Here is a 15889-nt window from a genome sequence, read left to right on the forward strand (position 1 = left end):
ACGGAGATCACCTTCATTTGACTTAGGAGTGTTCACAAAGAGTCCCTTGACCATTTAGTTTTTCAACACTATGAAGAGCTGTCTGCTGACAGCTCTTTTCTTTTGGCATTAGAAATGAAGTAATAATGCATAGGACTTTTACGAATAGTATTTTACTTCAATTTTTGAGTCCTCTCACCCTTGAAGTAAGCTCCTTTATGCCCGTTTATGCTGGATGAATAAGGATAAACGAAAAAACTATTGTGTTTATAATAAATGCCTGATACTATGATTGAATTGTAGTGAAAAATCATTCGATTAAAATAATTTGCTATCGTCAATTACATCTAAGGAGTACATCAAAAATGCAACAGAAAATACCTTTCTCAACCTATGCAGTTATCGGTATAATGCTTTTCGGACTGTATTTTGGAGCAGGGAATCTTATTTTTCCAATCCAGCTTGGGCAATTAGCAGGCACTAACTTTTGGTTTGGATTAATAGGCTTTTTAGTAACAGCTATCGGTTTACCGTTTCTCGGTATACTAGCTATTGGTTTATCAGGTAGTAACGGATTACGTGATTTAGCGAGTCGTGTTCATCCTATATTTGGGGTGATTTTTTCATTAGCGCTATATTTAACGATTGGTCCATTTTTTGCCATACCACGTACAGCAACAGTACCTTTTGTTGTTGGCTTTGAACCATATATTCAAGCACAACATACAACACTTCTACTTGCATTATTTAGCTTTGTATTTTTTGCGATCGTGTATTATTTCTCATTAAATCCAGCAAAAATTATGGATTATATCGGTAAATATTTAACACCAGCTTTTTTAATTGTGTTATTTATTTTAATTATTACAAGTATTGTAAAGCCGATGGGGCATTTTCAGCAGCCAATGGGTGACTATATAGATGCAGCATTTATGACAGGCTTTAAAGAAGGCTACAACACAATGGATGTCTTAGCATCATTAGCCTTTGGGATTGTTGTTATTAATGCCATCAAAAGTGCAGGAATTACCGATCGAAAGGAAATTGCGAAGGCCACATGGACTTCAGGAATCTTTGCGATGACATTAATGATGCTCATATACGGACTTATCACGTATATGGGGACATCTAGTATGGAGGCGGTTGGTCCATACGAGAATGGTGGTTTAATTTTTGCAGCAGTTGCTGATCACTATTTTGGCTCATTTGGAGCTATTTTATTGGCAATCATTATTGTCCTTGCTTGTTTAAAGACAAGTATTGGCTTAATTACATCCTGTAGTGAGTTTTTCCACGAAGTCTTCCCAAAAATCAGTTATAAATGGTTTGTGTTCATACTGTGCCTAGTATCATTTACAATCGCTAACTTTGGTTTAACAAATATTATTCAATACGCTGTCCCAGCGCTGATGTTCTTATATCCGCTTGCGATTGTGTTAGTTTTACTAGCACTTAGCTCTTCGTTATTTAAAAATAAGCAGGCAGTCTATTTAACCGCCATGTTCTTCACTTTATTCATTAGTCTAATTGATGGTTATCGAGCATTAGCAACAAGTATACCAGCAGTAAAACTTGGTCTATTTGAAGCAGTAGAACAGCTATATTCAGATTTTTTACCTTTTTATGATATTGGCTTAGGATGGATATTACCAGCTCTTCTAGGTGCCTTCATAGGCTATATATTCTCTTCAAAAAAAGTTACAAGTATTAACTAATGTTTAGTAAGACACATACAGGATGAATTATTTATCCTAGCGTGTGTCTTTTTCTTTTCGGTCCCATACAAGCAATGTAAAATGATTTTTCGATTTATTTTAATGGTAACTGTCTAAGTAGTAAGAATAAAATCAAAAAAATAAGCAGAATTATTTTTTATAGAGGAAAATGATGTGCTTTTTACCTTGTATAATATATCACTAAAAAGGGGGGCACTATGAAAATAGATTATATTTCTGATTTGCATTTGGATTTTCATATACCATATAGTAAAGATCCTCATATATTATATGAAACAACAACAGCATTTTTAGCTTCCATGTTACCTGAAACTTTAGGAAATGTGCTCGTTATAGCAGGGGATTTGTCACATTACAATCAGCAAAGTGTCATGATGTTAACGTACTTTGGACAGCATTACCCACATGTGATATGGGTTCTTGGCAATCACGATTATTATGTTATCTCAAAGCAGAAGCATTTGTATGGGCAGAGCAGTCAAAAACGTGTAGACGAACTAAAACATTTATTACAACATGAGCAAAATATTCATCTATTAGAACGTTTCAAAACGATTGCAATTGAAGGGAACATCTTTGCAGGTGCAACAAATTGGTATGCATTAGAGGACTATGCTGAGATTCAGTTTTTTAAAAGGTACATGAATGATTCAAAGCTTATACAGGATTTTGATATTCGACTGGAGCATTTAGCAGAGAAAAAAGGCTTTGGGCAGATGAAGCATATCGATGTGTGTATTACACATGTGCCACCCATTTTTATTAAAAGCCATAACATTTATGGTCGTGCGTATTGCTATGTTCACCCTATCAACTTGCAAGCAAATTACTATATTTTCGGGCATTGTCACGAGCAAAGCGTCTATGAACGTGCTGATTGGAAATTTTATATTAACGCAGTCGGTTATCCTACAGAGCATTTGCCTGCAAAAATTCGTAGCTTTACGATAGACGTATGAACATATTCGTATATCTGTATCGATAGCAAAGCGGCAGCTGGCAGCTACAGTTACGCTAAGGCGAAATTGATTCATCTTACCAAAAAGACACAACTCAACCTATTTTGGATTGAGTTGTGTCTTTCTAAATTTTTTTAATAAGCTGTCCAGCCACCATCAACAGCGATGACTTGGCCATTAACAAAGCTCGCTTCATCTGAACCAAGGAAAATAGCAAGCTGTGCAATCTCCTCTGGTTGTCCAGCCCGTGGATTAATAGCCAAACCAAGTCCTTGGCGAGCAGCACCCACTTCACTCATATTTGTCATAGTAGAGGCAATATTGGTCATTACTGCACCTGGCGCAATACCATTACAGCGAATGTTTTTATCTGCATACATAAACGCTGTGTTTTTTGTTAAACCAACGACAGCATGTTTAGATGCAGTATAAGCAGCACCTGCACGAGCCCCATAGAGACCGCCAGCAGAAATATTGTTGACAAATACCCCATGTCCCTGTGCTAGGAAAATCTCTGTTGCCATACGCATCGAACGCATTACGGCTGTAGTGTTCACAGCAAATACTTTATCCCAGCGTTCGTCAGATATTTCGCCCACAGGCTCCATACCATCCATAATACCAGCATTATTTACTAAAATATCTAATTGTCCATAAGCCTTCTTTGTTTCATCAAATAAACGTTGTAGATCATCTGTTGATGCAACGTTTGTTTGTACAGCAATCGCGGATCCACCGGCTACTTGAATACTTTCAACTACGGCTTGTGCACCCTCTAAATTTAAGTCAGAAACAACAACTTTTGCGCCTTCTTTAGCATAACCCTCTGCAATTGCTTTCCCCATACCTGATGCGGCACCTGTTACGATAGCTACTTTACCTTCCAATCTCATCTTAAGGACCTCCTATATATGTGGTTTTTTTAGAGAATGTCCAAACATTTATAAACATATCTCCAATATATGAAGTTAGATATTGAACATGTGTTCATTAAAATAATATAATATTTTTGTAAGCGATTTCAATAAACAAAATACAAAGAACTGTCTAGTAATGAACACATATAAAAAATCTGTTGAATAAGGATGAGAAAATTTGAAAGCAAATGATCTAAGAGTTGTTAAAACAAAGCAAGCTTTGCATAATGCCTTAATGACTTTATTAAGTGAAAAACCTCTCGAAAACATTTCAATTGCTGAAATTTGTCGAGTTGCAAACGTGAATAGGGGAACCTTCTATTTGCACTATGAGCAAAAGGAAGGATTATTCGAGGAATACTTTCAGGAAATTATGGAGGATTTGTATAATTCCTATGAGGAACCTTACCGTGCAGTAACAACATTAGATAAGAACCAATTAGATCCAAATACCATACGAATTTTTCATCATATTGAGCGCTTTAAAATGTTTTACCGCATTGTTTTTTCAAAAAATGTTCCGCTAACCTACTACTACATGCTATTTGACGGAATTTATTCTCTTTTAAAGGGAGATATTACAGCTCAGCATAAGTTACATGATGAAATAGCTATTGATTATTACAGTGCATACCAGGCAAATGCAATCATAGGTCTTATTATTCAATGGTATCGTCTGGATTTTACAGATAGTGTGAGCACATTAAATAAACAACTAGCAGCTATTTTACGATTTGGCCATTAACGAATAATACACTCAGACTGTTGTCCTTGTTGAGGAAATTATAGTTTGAGAGTTTTTTGAGATATTACCCTTCTATAATAAATCAAAGTAGGCGCAATTTATTATAGAAGGAGTAGAAGTATGAGAGCTATGAATCAATACTTAAAGAAGATACTTATTTGGAGTGTAGTTGTGTTACTGTCTTCATTTACAATGTTCTCAAGTCAAGTACTAGCAGCCAATGAATGGATTCAGCTTGGAAATGGAGGAAGCAAACTAGGAGATTTTGGTTATCCCAATAGTGTTACAACAGACACACAGGGAAATATTTATGTTGCTGATTCTGATAACAATCGTATACAAAAGCTAGATATTGCAACAGGTGTATGGAGTTATTGGGGTAATAGTGATGGTAAAGAGGGAAGTGCTCTTGGTGAATTTAATTATCCAGCTGATGTAGCTGTTGATAGTCAAGGAAATATTTATGTGGCAGATAAATTAAATCATCGCATTCAGAAGCTAGATGTGGCGACAGGTGTTTGGAGTAAGTGGGGAAAAGAATATCAAGGCCCAAATGTATTGGATAATGCCTCAGGAATTAATCCAGGTGAATTTCATAATCCTAGTGGTGTTGCAGTAGATCCCCTAGGTAATGTTTATGTAGCTGATACAACGAATCAACGTATTCAAAAATTAGATATTCTTACGGATCAATGGATAGTATGGGGGAGGGTCAATGCTAAAAACTTACCTTTAACTGGAAATAGTTTGGGCGAATTTAAGCAACCAGCTGGAATAGCAGTTGATCATGAGGGAAATATTTATGTAGCGGATACTGGAAATCATCGTATTCAAAAAGTCAAGCTTATAAAAAATAGTAGTGAAAATGGAGCAGTGTCTCATACATATGAATGGAGTGAATGGAAAAAAATAGGTGGAGTCCCGGGTGGCGAACTTGGGGAATTTAGTGAACCATTTAACCTGGAGATTGATGAACAAGGAAATGTATATGTAGCTGATAGTAATAATAACCGTATTCAAAAACTAACTATCTCGACAAATGAATGGAGAATGTGGGGGAAAGCGGATGGTAGTGAAGGAAGTGAGCTAGGAGAGTTTAGCTACCCAACAGGAGTTACAGTAGATCACATGGGAAGTATCTATGTTGCTGATTTTGGGAATAGTAGAATTCAAAAATTTACGGCTCTTTTTTTCACGGTTAAATTCGATTCACAGGGTGGCAGCCAAGTAGTAGATTATGAGAATATCCCAAATAACACAAAGATTCATAGACCTAGTTCTCCAACAAGGAATGGTTATATTTTTGATGGTTGGTATAAGGATAGTTTATTGCAGGAAGCATGGGATTTTGACGCAGATATAGTTGCTGAAAATCAAACATTATATGCAAAATGGGTAGAAGTTCCAACTTTCTCCATTGAATCTATTGATAATCAAATATTAAGTGAGCTTTTATCTGATTATAGAAGTGGCACACAGGAGTCAAAAACAATCTCCATTAGACGCTCTGGTACAGCAGATTTAGAAAATATAAGCATAGTGCTTAGTGGGACAAATGCGGATAGCTTTGAATTAACGGAGCCTCTATTATCAAAGCTAGATAAAGACTATCCAGTCACAACATTTTCAATTAAGGCTAAGAATCGATTACCCGTAGGCAATTATTATGCATCAATTACAATTAAAGCAAAGAATATGGTGGATATGACATTTAATATAGCACAAGTAGTGAAGGCTCCATCTTCAGGGTACTATCCATCATCACCAATAGAACCGCCAATAACCTCATTAAAAAAAGAAATCTTTATAAATGTACTGGAAAAAGAGGGAAAAAGGATTTCTAATACAGTCATTTCCAGAACTATCGAATCTAACGGCCAAGTGAAGGATAAAATAACGATTACACCAGAAAGTGCTAAAGAAGTGTCAGAAAATCTAACTGAGATGCCAAATAACTTTGCTTATATTATTATTCCCGATGAAAAAGATGAGGTTGCTGAAACGATGATTGAAATTCCAAGTTTATCACTTGCTTCATTAAATACAGGTATTTCAATTCGTACAGTAAATGGTGCTGTAATGATACCATATGCATCATTAGGTTCTGTTACAGATAATTTATACTTCCGTTTGGTGCCTGTTAAAACTGCTAAAGAAAAAAGTGATATTGAAAATCGTATGAAGCAGGAAGAAAAGATTAGACAAATAGCAGCTGGGAAAAATACAGCTGTTGAGGTGCTAGGACGTCCGCTTACGATTGAAACTAATATGCAAAGTCGTCCTGTTACACTCGTACTCCCACTACCAGCTAATTTAACACAGGCACAGATAGAGCATTTAGCTATTTTTATTGAACATAGTAATGGTACCAAAGAGCTTGTTTATGGCCGAATTACACAATTTGATGAAATATTAAAAGGGATTGAATTCGATGTTAACCATTTCTCAACGTTTACCATTCTTTATATAGAAGAACCAGAGAAAATTATTGATATTATTGAAGAAGATATGTCTAAAGAGGAGAAAGCTATACATTATCCATATATACAAGGATATAGTGACGGCACTTTCCGTCCTAACCTAGCAATTTCACGTCAGCAAATGGCAGCTATGTTAGCACGCAATTTAACTCAAAATGAGGTTCCTGTGGCGCATACAATCAGCTATCGAGATATTCAACAAGCATGGGCATATGATGAAATTGAATATGTTCGAGATTTAGGGCTAATGACAGGTACTGCTGATAATACATTTACACCTAATGGAACTATTACACGAGCCCAAATGGCAGTAATTGCAATGCGTTGGATAGATAGACATTGTCTAAGTAGTTTGGAACAAGCTAACTACTGCAAGTCTATGAATGAAGCAAAAGAGTTTATTGATGTCTCTAAGAAGCATTGGGCTGCTGATTCTATTAAACGTATCTCTCAATTAGGAATTATGACTGGTGTGGGGGATGGAACATTTCGTCCTGAACAAGAATTAACTCGAGCGCAGGCTGTTAAGGTGTTAAATCATCTTTTTGAAAGAGGCCCCATTCAAATGACGATAGAGAACAAATTTAGAGATATAACACCAGGGCACTGGGCTTTCTATGAAATTCAAGAAGCGGCAGTGGAGCATGAAGGAATAGATTATTGATTTAAAGGTAAAAATCCGCGAAGGCTTTTAAAGCGGATTTTTACCATTTTTCTATTGAACAGTAGAAGATGTTTTTTCCTCTGTATTTTTTGCTTTCTTAAGAGCGACGGCTATAGAGGAAATGACCAATGTGACAACAATAATGATTCCTAATGCACTACTGTTCTGCTGAAGATTCTCAGCACTTCCACCAAAAATAATCGTGTAATAGCCATCTGCTCCATAAGTGGCTGGAAGAATGGATGCAAGCGTATTATAAAAATCAGAAAGCATAGTTTTTGGCACAAGCACACCTGATGTTACAAGCTGTAGTGAAAGGGCACAAATATTAAAGACCATACCTAAATTGCCTAAAATCATGACAAAAACTTGTGCGACACATAGAAATGCCCAGAACATTAATGCCTGAAAGAGATAAATAGTTAAAAAACTTTCCTCACTAGAAATATTAAAGAGATGCATTAATCCTATTGTTAGCAGGGGTAAGACAAACGCTACACCAATATTTATGATTTGCCTTGCTAGGAACAATTGCCATTTCGAAACGAGAGTTTGCACTAGTTGTGCTGCCTGCTGATGTTGCATGATCATTACCATCGCCCCAACGAATGATGAGATGATGACCATTAGTGGCACAAAGTTTGCTGCAAATCCTTCAGCATTATTTGTTTTAATAATTGTGGCCTCAATTGAGCGATCTTTTACTTGCATAATTGTAGCTTCAACTGAATCTGTAATTTGTAGTGCCATATTTTGTTCTAAAGGAAGCTGGGTGAATTTTTGAGAAAACATTTTAATCGATTTCTCTTGCTTTATTGGAAAGATATTGTGATTGATTTCCTCTGTTAGTTGTTTAGCGGTACTCTCCATCATACTTTTAATCATACTTGCACTGGCTTGATTGATGGAATAAGTAATTTCTGCTTCATTTCCCGCTTGAATTTGTGCAGTAAAGTTTTTTGGAATATGCATTATCATTTGAATCTGTCGTTTATTCAACGCTTCTTCAGCCTGCTTTATTGAAGTAAATTCTTCAAGGGCAAATGGAAGTGATGTTTTTAGTCCATTTGCTACCTGTTGACCCATTTCATGATCCTCACTAATAATGCCAATTTTTAAATTCTCAGCTCTCTCGTTTACACCATCATAGGCTGTCATCCAAACGGAAAAAAAGATAACTTGAAAAGCGATAGTAGCAACTATACCAATATATGTTTCTTTTATACGAAATAAAGCTTGTAATCCTTTCATCATAATCCTCCTATATAAGTAAGTACTTACTTGCATTGAATAGAAAATTTTTTCTAGGAAACGAGTCCCCTAGAAAAAATGGAAATACTTGTTTGCAACAATTCTTCCGTTGGCACCTCTGAAACAATTGTTCCTAAGCGTGCTCGTGACATAAAATGTCCAAAATTCATAGCGATTAGTGATAGTGCAGCTACTTCAAAGTTGATGTCTCTAATCTTCTCTCTTTGATGCATCTCCTTCAAATAATGAATAAGCTCATTTTTAATAAGGAGTGGGATATTCGCAATTTCATCATTAATTTCTGGAAATTGCATACCTTCCTTAAAGCCAATCATGACAAAGTCTTTGATGGACATTAAAAAATTAAAATGCTTAAGAGAAAAATTCAATAGATCCCTTTCCAAATCCCATGTCACATTGGTAGTGAGCTCTTGTTGCATCAGAGGATAGTAGGAAAACTTTTCAATGATGGCTTTTAAAATGCCTTGCTTGCTACCAAAATGGCGGAAAATAGTTACCTCATTGACCTCAGCTAATTCAGCTATAGCTTTTGTAGTTGCTGCGGTATAACCTTTTTCACTGACAAGATGTAATGCAGCTTCAATAATTCGATCAGCGGTCCCTTTTGTTGACAAAAAATTACTTCCTTTCATGCAAGTGATTACTTACATGCTAGCATAGTGTGATTTTGTATGCAATAAAAATAGAAATAAAAGTGCTCAGGTAGCGAAGAGAGCCGCTCAGGTGGCGAAGAGAACCGCTCAGGTAGATCCAAAAAGTGCTCAGGTTAGCGAAGAGAACCGCTCAGGTAGATCCAAAAAGTGCTCAGGTTAGCGAAGAGAGCCGCTCAGGTAGATCCAAAAAGTGCTCAGGTGACGAAGCGAATCGCTCAGGTAGACCCAAAAAGTGCTCAGGTGGCAGGAAGTAATATTCAGGTAGAATCAAAATCTACTCAAGTCAGAAAATACGCTTATACCAACATAAATAACCTAGAAATTATGATGAAGCTGACCCAAATAATTACTTTGTAAATAAATGAAATAACATTGACAACTATATCGTCTGCTGATATATTTTATTATATCGTAGGTCGATATATTGTTGTGCGATATAGGGGGGATTTGTATGACACAAGAGCATCCGCCATTAACAGAGGGCGTTTATTATATTTTATTAGCTTTATTTGACGCGAGGCATGGTTATGGGATTATGCAATTGGTAGAGGAAATGAGTAATGGTCGTGTTCGGCTTGGAGCTGGGACGATTTATGGTGCGATAAAAACCTTATTGGAACGAGGATGGATTGAAGCACTAGAAGATGATGGACGAAAAAAGGAATATGTAATAACTGAGAGTGGAAAAGAAGTTGTGCACTATGAAATTTTAAGATTAAGGGAACTTTTTGACAATGGTATCCGTATAACGAGGGAGGATGGGAACTTTGCATAAGTATTGGTTAGTGATGAATCCATATGTTATTGAAAAAAGAGTAAATGAGATGGCTAGTCAAGGATGGCATTTAAAAAAATTTACTTGGATTCGTTTTACATTTGTGCAAGATGAACCAGGTAGCTATATTTATCGCTATGATGAATTGGAGCGATTTGGTGTTTCCTATGAAGATGAGTACCTAGACTTTCTCAAATCATCTGGAATAGAACAAGTAGACCGTTCTGGAAACTTTGTTTTCTTTAGAAAGCCTGCTCATGAAGGACCCTTTGAACTTTATTCTGATAAAAAAACTAAAATCAATAATTTGTCCAAAAAAATTACGTTACTGTTATTGATTCTCCTACTGAATTTGTTTGTTGGTTTAACAGGGCTTATTAGTATTTTCAAAGGACAGCATACAGATATGCTGAAATTACTACTGAATAGTACTAATATTCTCATCGTTATATTATTAGTGGGACCAATCTTTAAGCTTATGCGAGTGCGTAAAAATTTGAAGAAGGAATTGGATGTGTTTACAGATTAGAGAGGAGGATAACTCTGTGAAAATATTTAAATTTCGTTTTTTTATTGATCATGAACGAGAAGAACAATGGGTTAATAACATGGCAGAACAGGGCTGGCACTTAAAAAAATTTTGGCCATTCGTTTTTCTCTTTGAATATGGCAAATCTGACGAATATATTTATCGCAATGAAATGGTGTTAAAACGAAAAAAAGATTACTATGATTTTTTAGATACAATGAATATTGAACATGTATATTCATTTGGGGTATGGGCGTACTTTAGAAAAAGGAAAGAAGAGGGACCATTCGAAATATTTTCCGGGAAATCAGAAAAAATAAAATATTTATCTCGAATTAATACATTGTTTATCTGGGTTTGTCTATTAAATGCATTTGCATTGATGGTAAATATTTTACCTTTTATGCTTATACATCAATTTAACCAAGCATTCCCATGGATTTGCTTATTTAATGTCTTTTTAATTTCCTTATTGATAATCGAGATATTTAGAAATCACAAACGTAAAAAGAAATTAAAATTGCTTACTCATATTTATGAGGATTAGTAGAAAACGGACTGCCACAAGAATTACATAGACTAATAGGGAGGAAAAAGAATGACATTACAATTACAACATGTCACAAAGAAATATAAGGATTTTACAGCGGTAGATAATCTTAATTTCACGATTGAAAAAGGGGAGATTTTTGGGTTAATTGGACAAAATGGTGCTGGTAAAACAACGACTTTCCGTATGATTTTAGATTTGCAGGAAACAACGGAAGGAACGATTACATGGGATGGTAAACCTGTGAATGCCATCAACCGTGATGTTCTTGGTTATTTACCTGAAGAACGAGGCATATTCCCAACGATGAAGGTTGAGGATCAATTATACTTCTTTGGTGAGCTTCGTGGAATGAAGAAAGAGGAGTTAAAGAGAGATATTGATTTTTGGATTAGCCGATTTGAGCTTGAGGAAAAACGGAAAGATAAGGCAGAAACATTATCGAAGGGGAATCAGCAAAAGGTACAGCTGATTGCGAGCTTTATTCATAAGCCACAATTCTTAATATTAGATGAACCATTCAGTGGTCTTGACCCAGTTAATAAAGATTTACTGAAGGATGCCATCTTACTTTTAAAAGAACAGGGCACAACGATTTTGTTCTCTAGTCACCAAATGGATAATGTAGAGGAGCTATGTGATCACCTTTGTTTATTAAAACGTGGGGTCTCTCTTTTTTCAGGTAGCTTGCTAGACTTGAAGAAACAATATGGGAAAACCAAATTGGCTGTGTGTACAGATTGGTCTACTACGCAGTTACTGACACTTGAAGGCGTTAAAGATGTACGCGTTGAGAAAGAGCAAACAGTGCTAACTTTGAAGGACGAGAGCTTTGCACAAAGTATTTTCCAACAGCTTTCCAATGGCAAATATATTGAGAAATTTAGTTTAGATTACTTATCGTTAGATGAGATCTTTAAGGATAAGGTTGGTGGTAACATTGTCGAAGTTTAATTTATTAATGAAACAGCTATATAGATCAAAATTAAAATCAAAGTCATTTATTTTAATGACATGTCTTTATATACTCGCTATGTCCGTTGCAATTTTTTGGTCGGATATAAAGGAGTTATTTACAGGCAATGATCAAGTAAAGCAAATAGCCATTGTGAATGAAACAACTGCCGATTTAAGTGGATTGTTCGTATCCAATGGTGATATGGAATTTATACAGAATGAAAAAAAACTATCGAAGCTGGAGAAAAAGGTCAAGGACGAAAAGCTTGATGCAATTGTTAAAATAGCAGATCAGAATGGTCAACTACATGCAGAAATTGCTACGTATACACCGTTAAAACTAAATGATCAAACAACTATATCTTCGTTATTGCAATATGCGGGTCAGCATTATGCTGTTCAACAGTTATCATTAACGTCTGAGCAAGCAGCACAAATTATGAGTGCCCAAACAATTATCTCCAATAAAAACTTAAATGAGGAATCTTCTGGTGGTAAGAGTGAAGAGGAAAAGCAATCAGGACTATGGGTGTCCTATGCAGTTGGTATATTAATCTATTTCTTTATTTCCACATTCTTATCTATGATTACAACAGAGATTGCCTCCGAAAAAGGCTCACGCGCAATGGAGATGCTTTTAGTAAGTGTCAAACCAGCTACCCATTTTAAGGCCAAAATTGCTGGTGTGCTGTTATTAGCTTTAACACAAATGGGAATTATTGCAGTGGTATTCCTTGTGTATGCTAAATTTGTGAAGAATGGAGTTATTTGGGATGCTGCTACAGGCATTGTAAAGGAATTGTCGCTGGGATACGTTATTTATGCAATACTTTTCCTACTATTGACAATTGTCCTCTATTTAATTGTAGGAGCTCTATTTGGTTCATTAGTTTCCAAAGTCGAGGAAGCGGGTCAAGTATTAATGCCTGCAATGATGATCACATTAATTGGCTTCTATGTAATGCTATCTGGTATAGGCAATCCAGATACACTTATTATTAAGATATTCTCCTATATTCCATTTACATCTGGCATGGTTATGCCGATGCGCATTGGGGCTACTGATATAGGGGTGATGGTACCACTTTTATCATTAGGTATTTTAGTAGCAACGATTATTGTCGCTTATTTATTTAGCCTATCCTTCTATAAACGTAGTGTCTTAACTTATAGTTCAGGCGGCGTGATTCAAAAAATCAAAACGGTCTTAAAAGTGACAACATAAATGATGGGAGCAGCTATGGATTGTAGCTGCTTCTTTAGTTCGAACATGTCAAACCTAGAAAACAATGTCAAATATTTAATGGATTATGTCGAATTTCCTCGTAAAACAAGCTATAATTTATGAAAGGGGTTGAGGCTATGTTATCGCAAGCACAAATCGATGATATATTAAAACAAAACTCAAATTTTCGTCCAGCATCACCAGATGAGAAGGAACTGTTTTTTGTCAAGCTTGAGCAACAGGTACCTAAGAGTGATGATTTAGTCTCAATCTTGAATAATCGTGAGCAATTGCAGGTTTTTGTCGATATTTCTAACCCTAAAAATTATAGATTTCAACTAGAGCACTCAGAGGGTTCCTATAGATTGACTAACTCATTTTTTGCAATGCTTGAATAAATGAAACTTTTTCGTTATGTAATCGTAAATATTAGAAGATAAATCGCAGGGGGTAAATCAATATGTCTGAATTCAACAACGACCTATTAAAATCGAAAGATCCATTCGCATCAGAAAATCCTTTATTACAGCCCAATCCATTAGTAAAGGTGGAACAGGAGCAAAAACCAGTACTTGTTTCTGAGCAGGAGCTTTCTCAAATTGCTCAAAATCAGTTGGCGTTAAAGCAGGATCCTGAGGTTCATACATTAGCTCGAAAAATTGATGTAAAAGACCAAATTGCTATGCTAGAGCTTGGAAAAGAAACAGCGAATGGCATTTCGACTTTTTCAGATAAAATGTTAGCAACAATGAAAACGAGTAAGCTTGAGGAATCAAGTGTATTATTAAATAATTTAAATCGAATTATGGATAAATTTGATCCTCAAGATTTTGCGGAGGACAAAAAGGGAGGCTTCCTTACAAGGCTATTCTCGAAAGGAAAGGAACAATTAGAAAAATTCCTATCCAAATATGATAGTATGAATAAGGAAGTGGATGTAATCTATCGTGAGATACAAAAATATGAAGTTGAGATGAAACGTAATACGGTTGATCTCGAGAATCTATATGATCAAAATTTAGACTACTTCCAAACATTGAGTAAGTATGTTGCAGCGATTGAGGTAAGAACTGATGAAGTGCGTTCATCATTACCAGCGCTTGAACAAAAAGCTCAAACTGGTGATCAATTAGCAGCAATGGAATATGAAACATTGCTTCGTGCTGTGGATCTTCTAGAGCAACGTCGTTATGATCTTGAAATGGCACAGCAAGTTTCATTCCAATCTGCTCCACAAATTCGATTGATGCAGCAAGGGAATAATCATTTAATTGCTAAAATTAATTCTGCATTTGTTACAACTATACCAATCTTTAAGCAAGGACTTATCCATGCCGTAACATTAAAACGTCAAAAGCTTATTTCAGATTCAATGAGTGAGCTGGACCGTCGTACAAATGAAATGCTAGTACGAAATGCAGAGAATATTAGTAAAAATAGTGTGAATATCGCACGTGTAGCAGGTAGCCCAAGCATAAAAATCGAAACAATTGAAACGACATGGCAAACGATTATGGCTGGTATTCAAGAAACGAAGCAAATTCAAGCAGAGACAGCGAGAAATCGTGAGGAAGGTCGTAAGCGTATAGAACGTCTACAGCTTGAATACGAAAAACTGAAAAAAATGTAACCAGAAAGCTTCTTGCACAACTCTGCAAGAAGCTTTTCTTTGCGTAGGATATTAAAAGGGAATCCCTTGTCTTTTTATCTATTGGAAAATGTCTAATGGATTGTCTTTGACAAAAAAGAAAATAGTGATTATGATTAGATAAATGAGAATGATTATCAAATGAGAAGGGCGCGGATAGATGATTATTAAAGCAATACCATTACACGAATATTTTAGTAGTGGAGTGATGAAACGATAATGAGTAAAATGAATGCAACTAGATTGTCTTGTGAAACATTAAAAGATGGAGCACTTGCTGTTAATACTACGGAAACGCTTATACTCGTACCACAAAATCGCTATCAGGGATTGATGCATATAGAAGAGCTGTATAATGCCATGCATATAGATGTAGATGAGAAACATCATATTTTGGAGCAGGAGCGAAAACTGTTAAAAAAACAAAATATACAGCTAGTGGAGGAAGTGCAAAAATTAAAGCAGCAAAATGCGGTATTACAAAAAAAGCTGACGGAATATAATTGTGCAGTTGATGAGCTGAAGGAGCTTCGCAGACAAAATACAGAGCTATTAATTGAATTAAGTAAATACACAGCATTATCAAGAGAGTCACTTTCTGGTCCACTTAAATCCATGATTCGTGATATGCGAGAGCAGGGTGTAGGCATTAAAGAAATCCATATTCGTATTAAACGACAAATTAACCCAGATATTAGCTATAGTATGGTGCGAAAATATATTTCTGAGCTTGAATCTGAAGGTAAAGCTTAGCATTCATCTAAGTAGGAAGTAAATTCAGCATTTACAGTTCTCTAGCA

The 15889-nt window shown here is 35.7% G+C and carries 15 protein-coding genes; 12 read left to right on the plus strand and 3 right to left on the minus strand.

The annotated features are described in order from the left end of the window. Nucleotides 1-344 precede the first annotated feature (344 nt). Nucleotides 345-1694: a branched-chain amino acid transport system II carrier protein gene (brnQ, locus tag AC3WOM_RS19230; RefSeq protein WP_492447988.1), complete on the plus strand. Its 1350-nt coding sequence runs from the start codon at nt 345-347 to the stop codon at nt 1692-1694. A 218-nt stretch (nt 1695-1912) separates the two neighbouring features. Next, nucleotides 1913-2674 carry a metallophosphoesterase family protein gene (locus AC3WOM_RS19235; protein ID WP_492447989.1) on the plus strand — a complete coding sequence of 254 codons (762 nt, stop codon included), beginning with the start codon at nt 1913-1915 and terminating at the stop codon, nt 2672-2674. A gap of 134 nt (nt 2675-2808) precedes the next feature. Here the strand turns inward: AC3WOM_RS19235 and AC3WOM_RS19240 are convergent, their stop codons facing one another. After that, complete coding sequence (locus AC3WOM_RS19240) at nt 2809-3567, minus strand: SDR family oxidoreductase (RefSeq protein ID WP_492447990.1); 759 nt, start codon at nt 3565-3567, stop codon at nt 2809-2811. Nucleotides 3568-3769: 202 nt separating this feature from the next. Here AC3WOM_RS19240 and AC3WOM_RS19245 point away from each other — a divergent pair, with 202 nt between their 5' ends. Together AC3WOM_RS19245 and AC3WOM_RS19250 are read left to right on the plus strand one after the other, a co-directional pair. Beyond that, nucleotides 3770-4336, plus strand: a complete 567-nt coding sequence (locus tag AC3WOM_RS19245) for a TetR/AcrR family transcriptional regulator (RefSeq protein WP_427548563.1) — start codon at nt 3770-3772, stop codon at nt 4334-4336. Nucleotides 4337-4456: 120 nt separating this feature from the next. Next, a complete protein-coding gene (locus AC3WOM_RS19250) occupies nt 4457-7480 on the plus strand; it encodes an S-layer homology domain-containing protein (RefSeq protein ID WP_492447991.1) in 3024 nt (1007 codons plus the stop codon). A 51-nt stretch (nt 7481-7531) separates the two neighbouring features. On the opposite strand, the gene AC3WOM_RS19255 is transcribed toward AC3WOM_RS19250, so the two are convergent. Together AC3WOM_RS19255 and AC3WOM_RS19260 are read right to left on the minus strand one after the other, a co-directional pair. Then, nucleotides 7532-8731, minus strand: a complete 1200-nt coding sequence (locus AC3WOM_RS19255) for a YhgE/Pip domain-containing protein (protein WP_492447992.1) — start codon at nt 8729-8731, stop codon at nt 7532-7534. Between the two features lie 53 nt (nt 8732-8784). Next, the gene (locus AC3WOM_RS19260) at nt 8785-9366 is read right to left on the minus strand and encodes a TetR/AcrR family transcriptional regulator (RefSeq protein ID WP_492447993.1); all 582 of its coding nucleotides are present in this window, start codon (nt 9364-9366) and stop codon (nt 8785-8787) included. A gap of 490 nt (nt 9367-9856) precedes the next feature. Here AC3WOM_RS19260 and AC3WOM_RS19265 point away from each other — a divergent pair, with 490 nt between their 5' ends. The 8 genes from AC3WOM_RS19265 to AC3WOM_RS19300 all read left to right on the plus strand — a co-directional run bounded on the left by AC3WOM_RS19265 (nt 9857) and on the right by AC3WOM_RS19300 (nt 15842). Further along, entirely contained in the window at nt 9857-10180 is a 324-nt protein-coding gene (locus tag AC3WOM_RS19265; protein ID WP_427548555.1) for a PadR family transcriptional regulator, read from the plus strand. After that, nucleotides 10164-10709, plus strand: a complete 546-nt coding sequence (locus AC3WOM_RS19270; protein WP_427548553.1) for a DUF2812 domain-containing protein — start codon at nt 10164-10166, stop codon at nt 10707-10709. The genes AC3WOM_RS19265 and AC3WOM_RS19270 overlap by 17 nt, the downstream gene beginning before the upstream one ends. Nucleotides 10710-10725: 16 nt before the next feature. After that, on the plus strand, nt 10726-11256 hold the full coding sequence (locus tag AC3WOM_RS19275; protein ID WP_492447994.1) for a DUF2812 domain-containing protein: 531 nt from the start codon (nt 10726-10728) through the stop codon (nt 11254-11256). A 51-nt stretch (nt 11257-11307) separates the two neighbouring features. Further along, the gene (locus AC3WOM_RS19280) at nt 11308-12213 is read left to right on the plus strand and encodes an ABC transporter ATP-binding protein (protein WP_492447995.1); all 906 of its coding nucleotides are present in this window, start codon (nt 11308-11310) and stop codon (nt 12211-12213) included. Beyond that, nucleotides 12191-13441, plus strand: a complete 1251-nt coding sequence (locus tag AC3WOM_RS19285) for an ABC transporter permease (protein ID WP_492447996.1) — start codon at nt 12191-12193, stop codon at nt 13439-13441. The genes AC3WOM_RS19280 and AC3WOM_RS19285 overlap by 23 nt, the downstream gene beginning before the upstream one ends. A gap of 137 nt (nt 13442-13578) precedes the next feature. Next, nucleotides 13579-13839 (plus strand): hypothetical protein, encoded by a 261-nt coding sequence (locus AC3WOM_RS19290; RefSeq protein ID WP_492447997.1) that lies wholly within the window; start codon nt 13579-13581, stop codon nt 13837-13839. Between the two features lie 62 nt (nt 13840-13901). Beyond that, complete coding sequence (locus tag AC3WOM_RS19295; RefSeq protein WP_427548543.1) at nt 13902-15071, plus strand: toxic anion resistance protein; 1170 nt, start codon at nt 13902-13904, stop codon at nt 15069-15071. 237 nt (nt 15072-15308) lie between these two features. After that, nucleotides 15309-15842 carry a hypothetical protein gene (locus tag AC3WOM_RS19300; protein ID WP_427548541.1) on the plus strand — a complete coding sequence of 178 codons (534 nt, stop codon included), beginning with the start codon at nt 15309-15311 and terminating at the stop codon, nt 15840-15842. The last annotated feature ends 47 nt before the right edge of the window (nt 15843-15889 follow it).

The sequence above is a fragment of the Lysinibacillus sp. FW301-JW8 genome, assembly GCF_058788755.1.

Coding starts and splice junctions, on each gene's coding strand:
- AC3WOM_RS19295 (WP_427548543.1), top strand. CDS start 13,902: ATGTCTGAATTCAACAACGACCTATTAAAATCGAAAGATCCATTCGCA.
- AC3WOM_RS19255 (WP_492447992.1), bottom strand. CDS start 8,731: ATGAAAGGATTACAAGCTTTATTTCGTATAAAAGAAACATATATTGGT.
- brnQ (WP_492447988.1), top strand. CDS start 345: ATGCAACAGAAAATACCTTTCTCAACCTATGCAGTTATCGGTATAATG.
- AC3WOM_RS19290 (WP_492447997.1), top strand. CDS start 13,579: ATGTTATCGCAAGCACAAATCGATGATATATTAAAACAAAACTCAAAT.
- AC3WOM_RS19240 (WP_492447990.1), bottom strand. CDS start 3,567: ATGAGATTGGAAGGTAAAGTAGCTATCGTAACAGGTGCCGCATCAGGT.
- AC3WOM_RS19250 (WP_492447991.1), top strand. CDS start 4,457: ATGAGAGCTATGAATCAATACTTAAAGAAGATACTTATTTGGAGTGTA.
- AC3WOM_RS19280 (WP_492447995.1), top strand. CDS start 11,308: ATGACATTACAATTACAACATGTCACAAAGAAATATAAGGATTTTACA.
- AC3WOM_RS19300 (WP_427548541.1), top strand. CDS start 15,309: ATGAGTAAAATGAATGCAACTAGATTGTCTTGTGAAACATTAAAAGAT.
- AC3WOM_RS19235 (WP_492447989.1), top strand. CDS start 1,913: ATGAAAATAGATTATATTTCTGATTTGCATTTGGATTTTCATATACCA.
- AC3WOM_RS19270 (WP_427548553.1), top strand. CDS start 10,164: ATGGGAACTTTGCATAAGTATTGGTTAGTGATGAATCCATATGTTATT.
- AC3WOM_RS19265 (WP_427548555.1), top strand. CDS start 9,857: ATGACACAAGAGCATCCGCCATTAACAGAGGGCGTTTATTATATTTTA.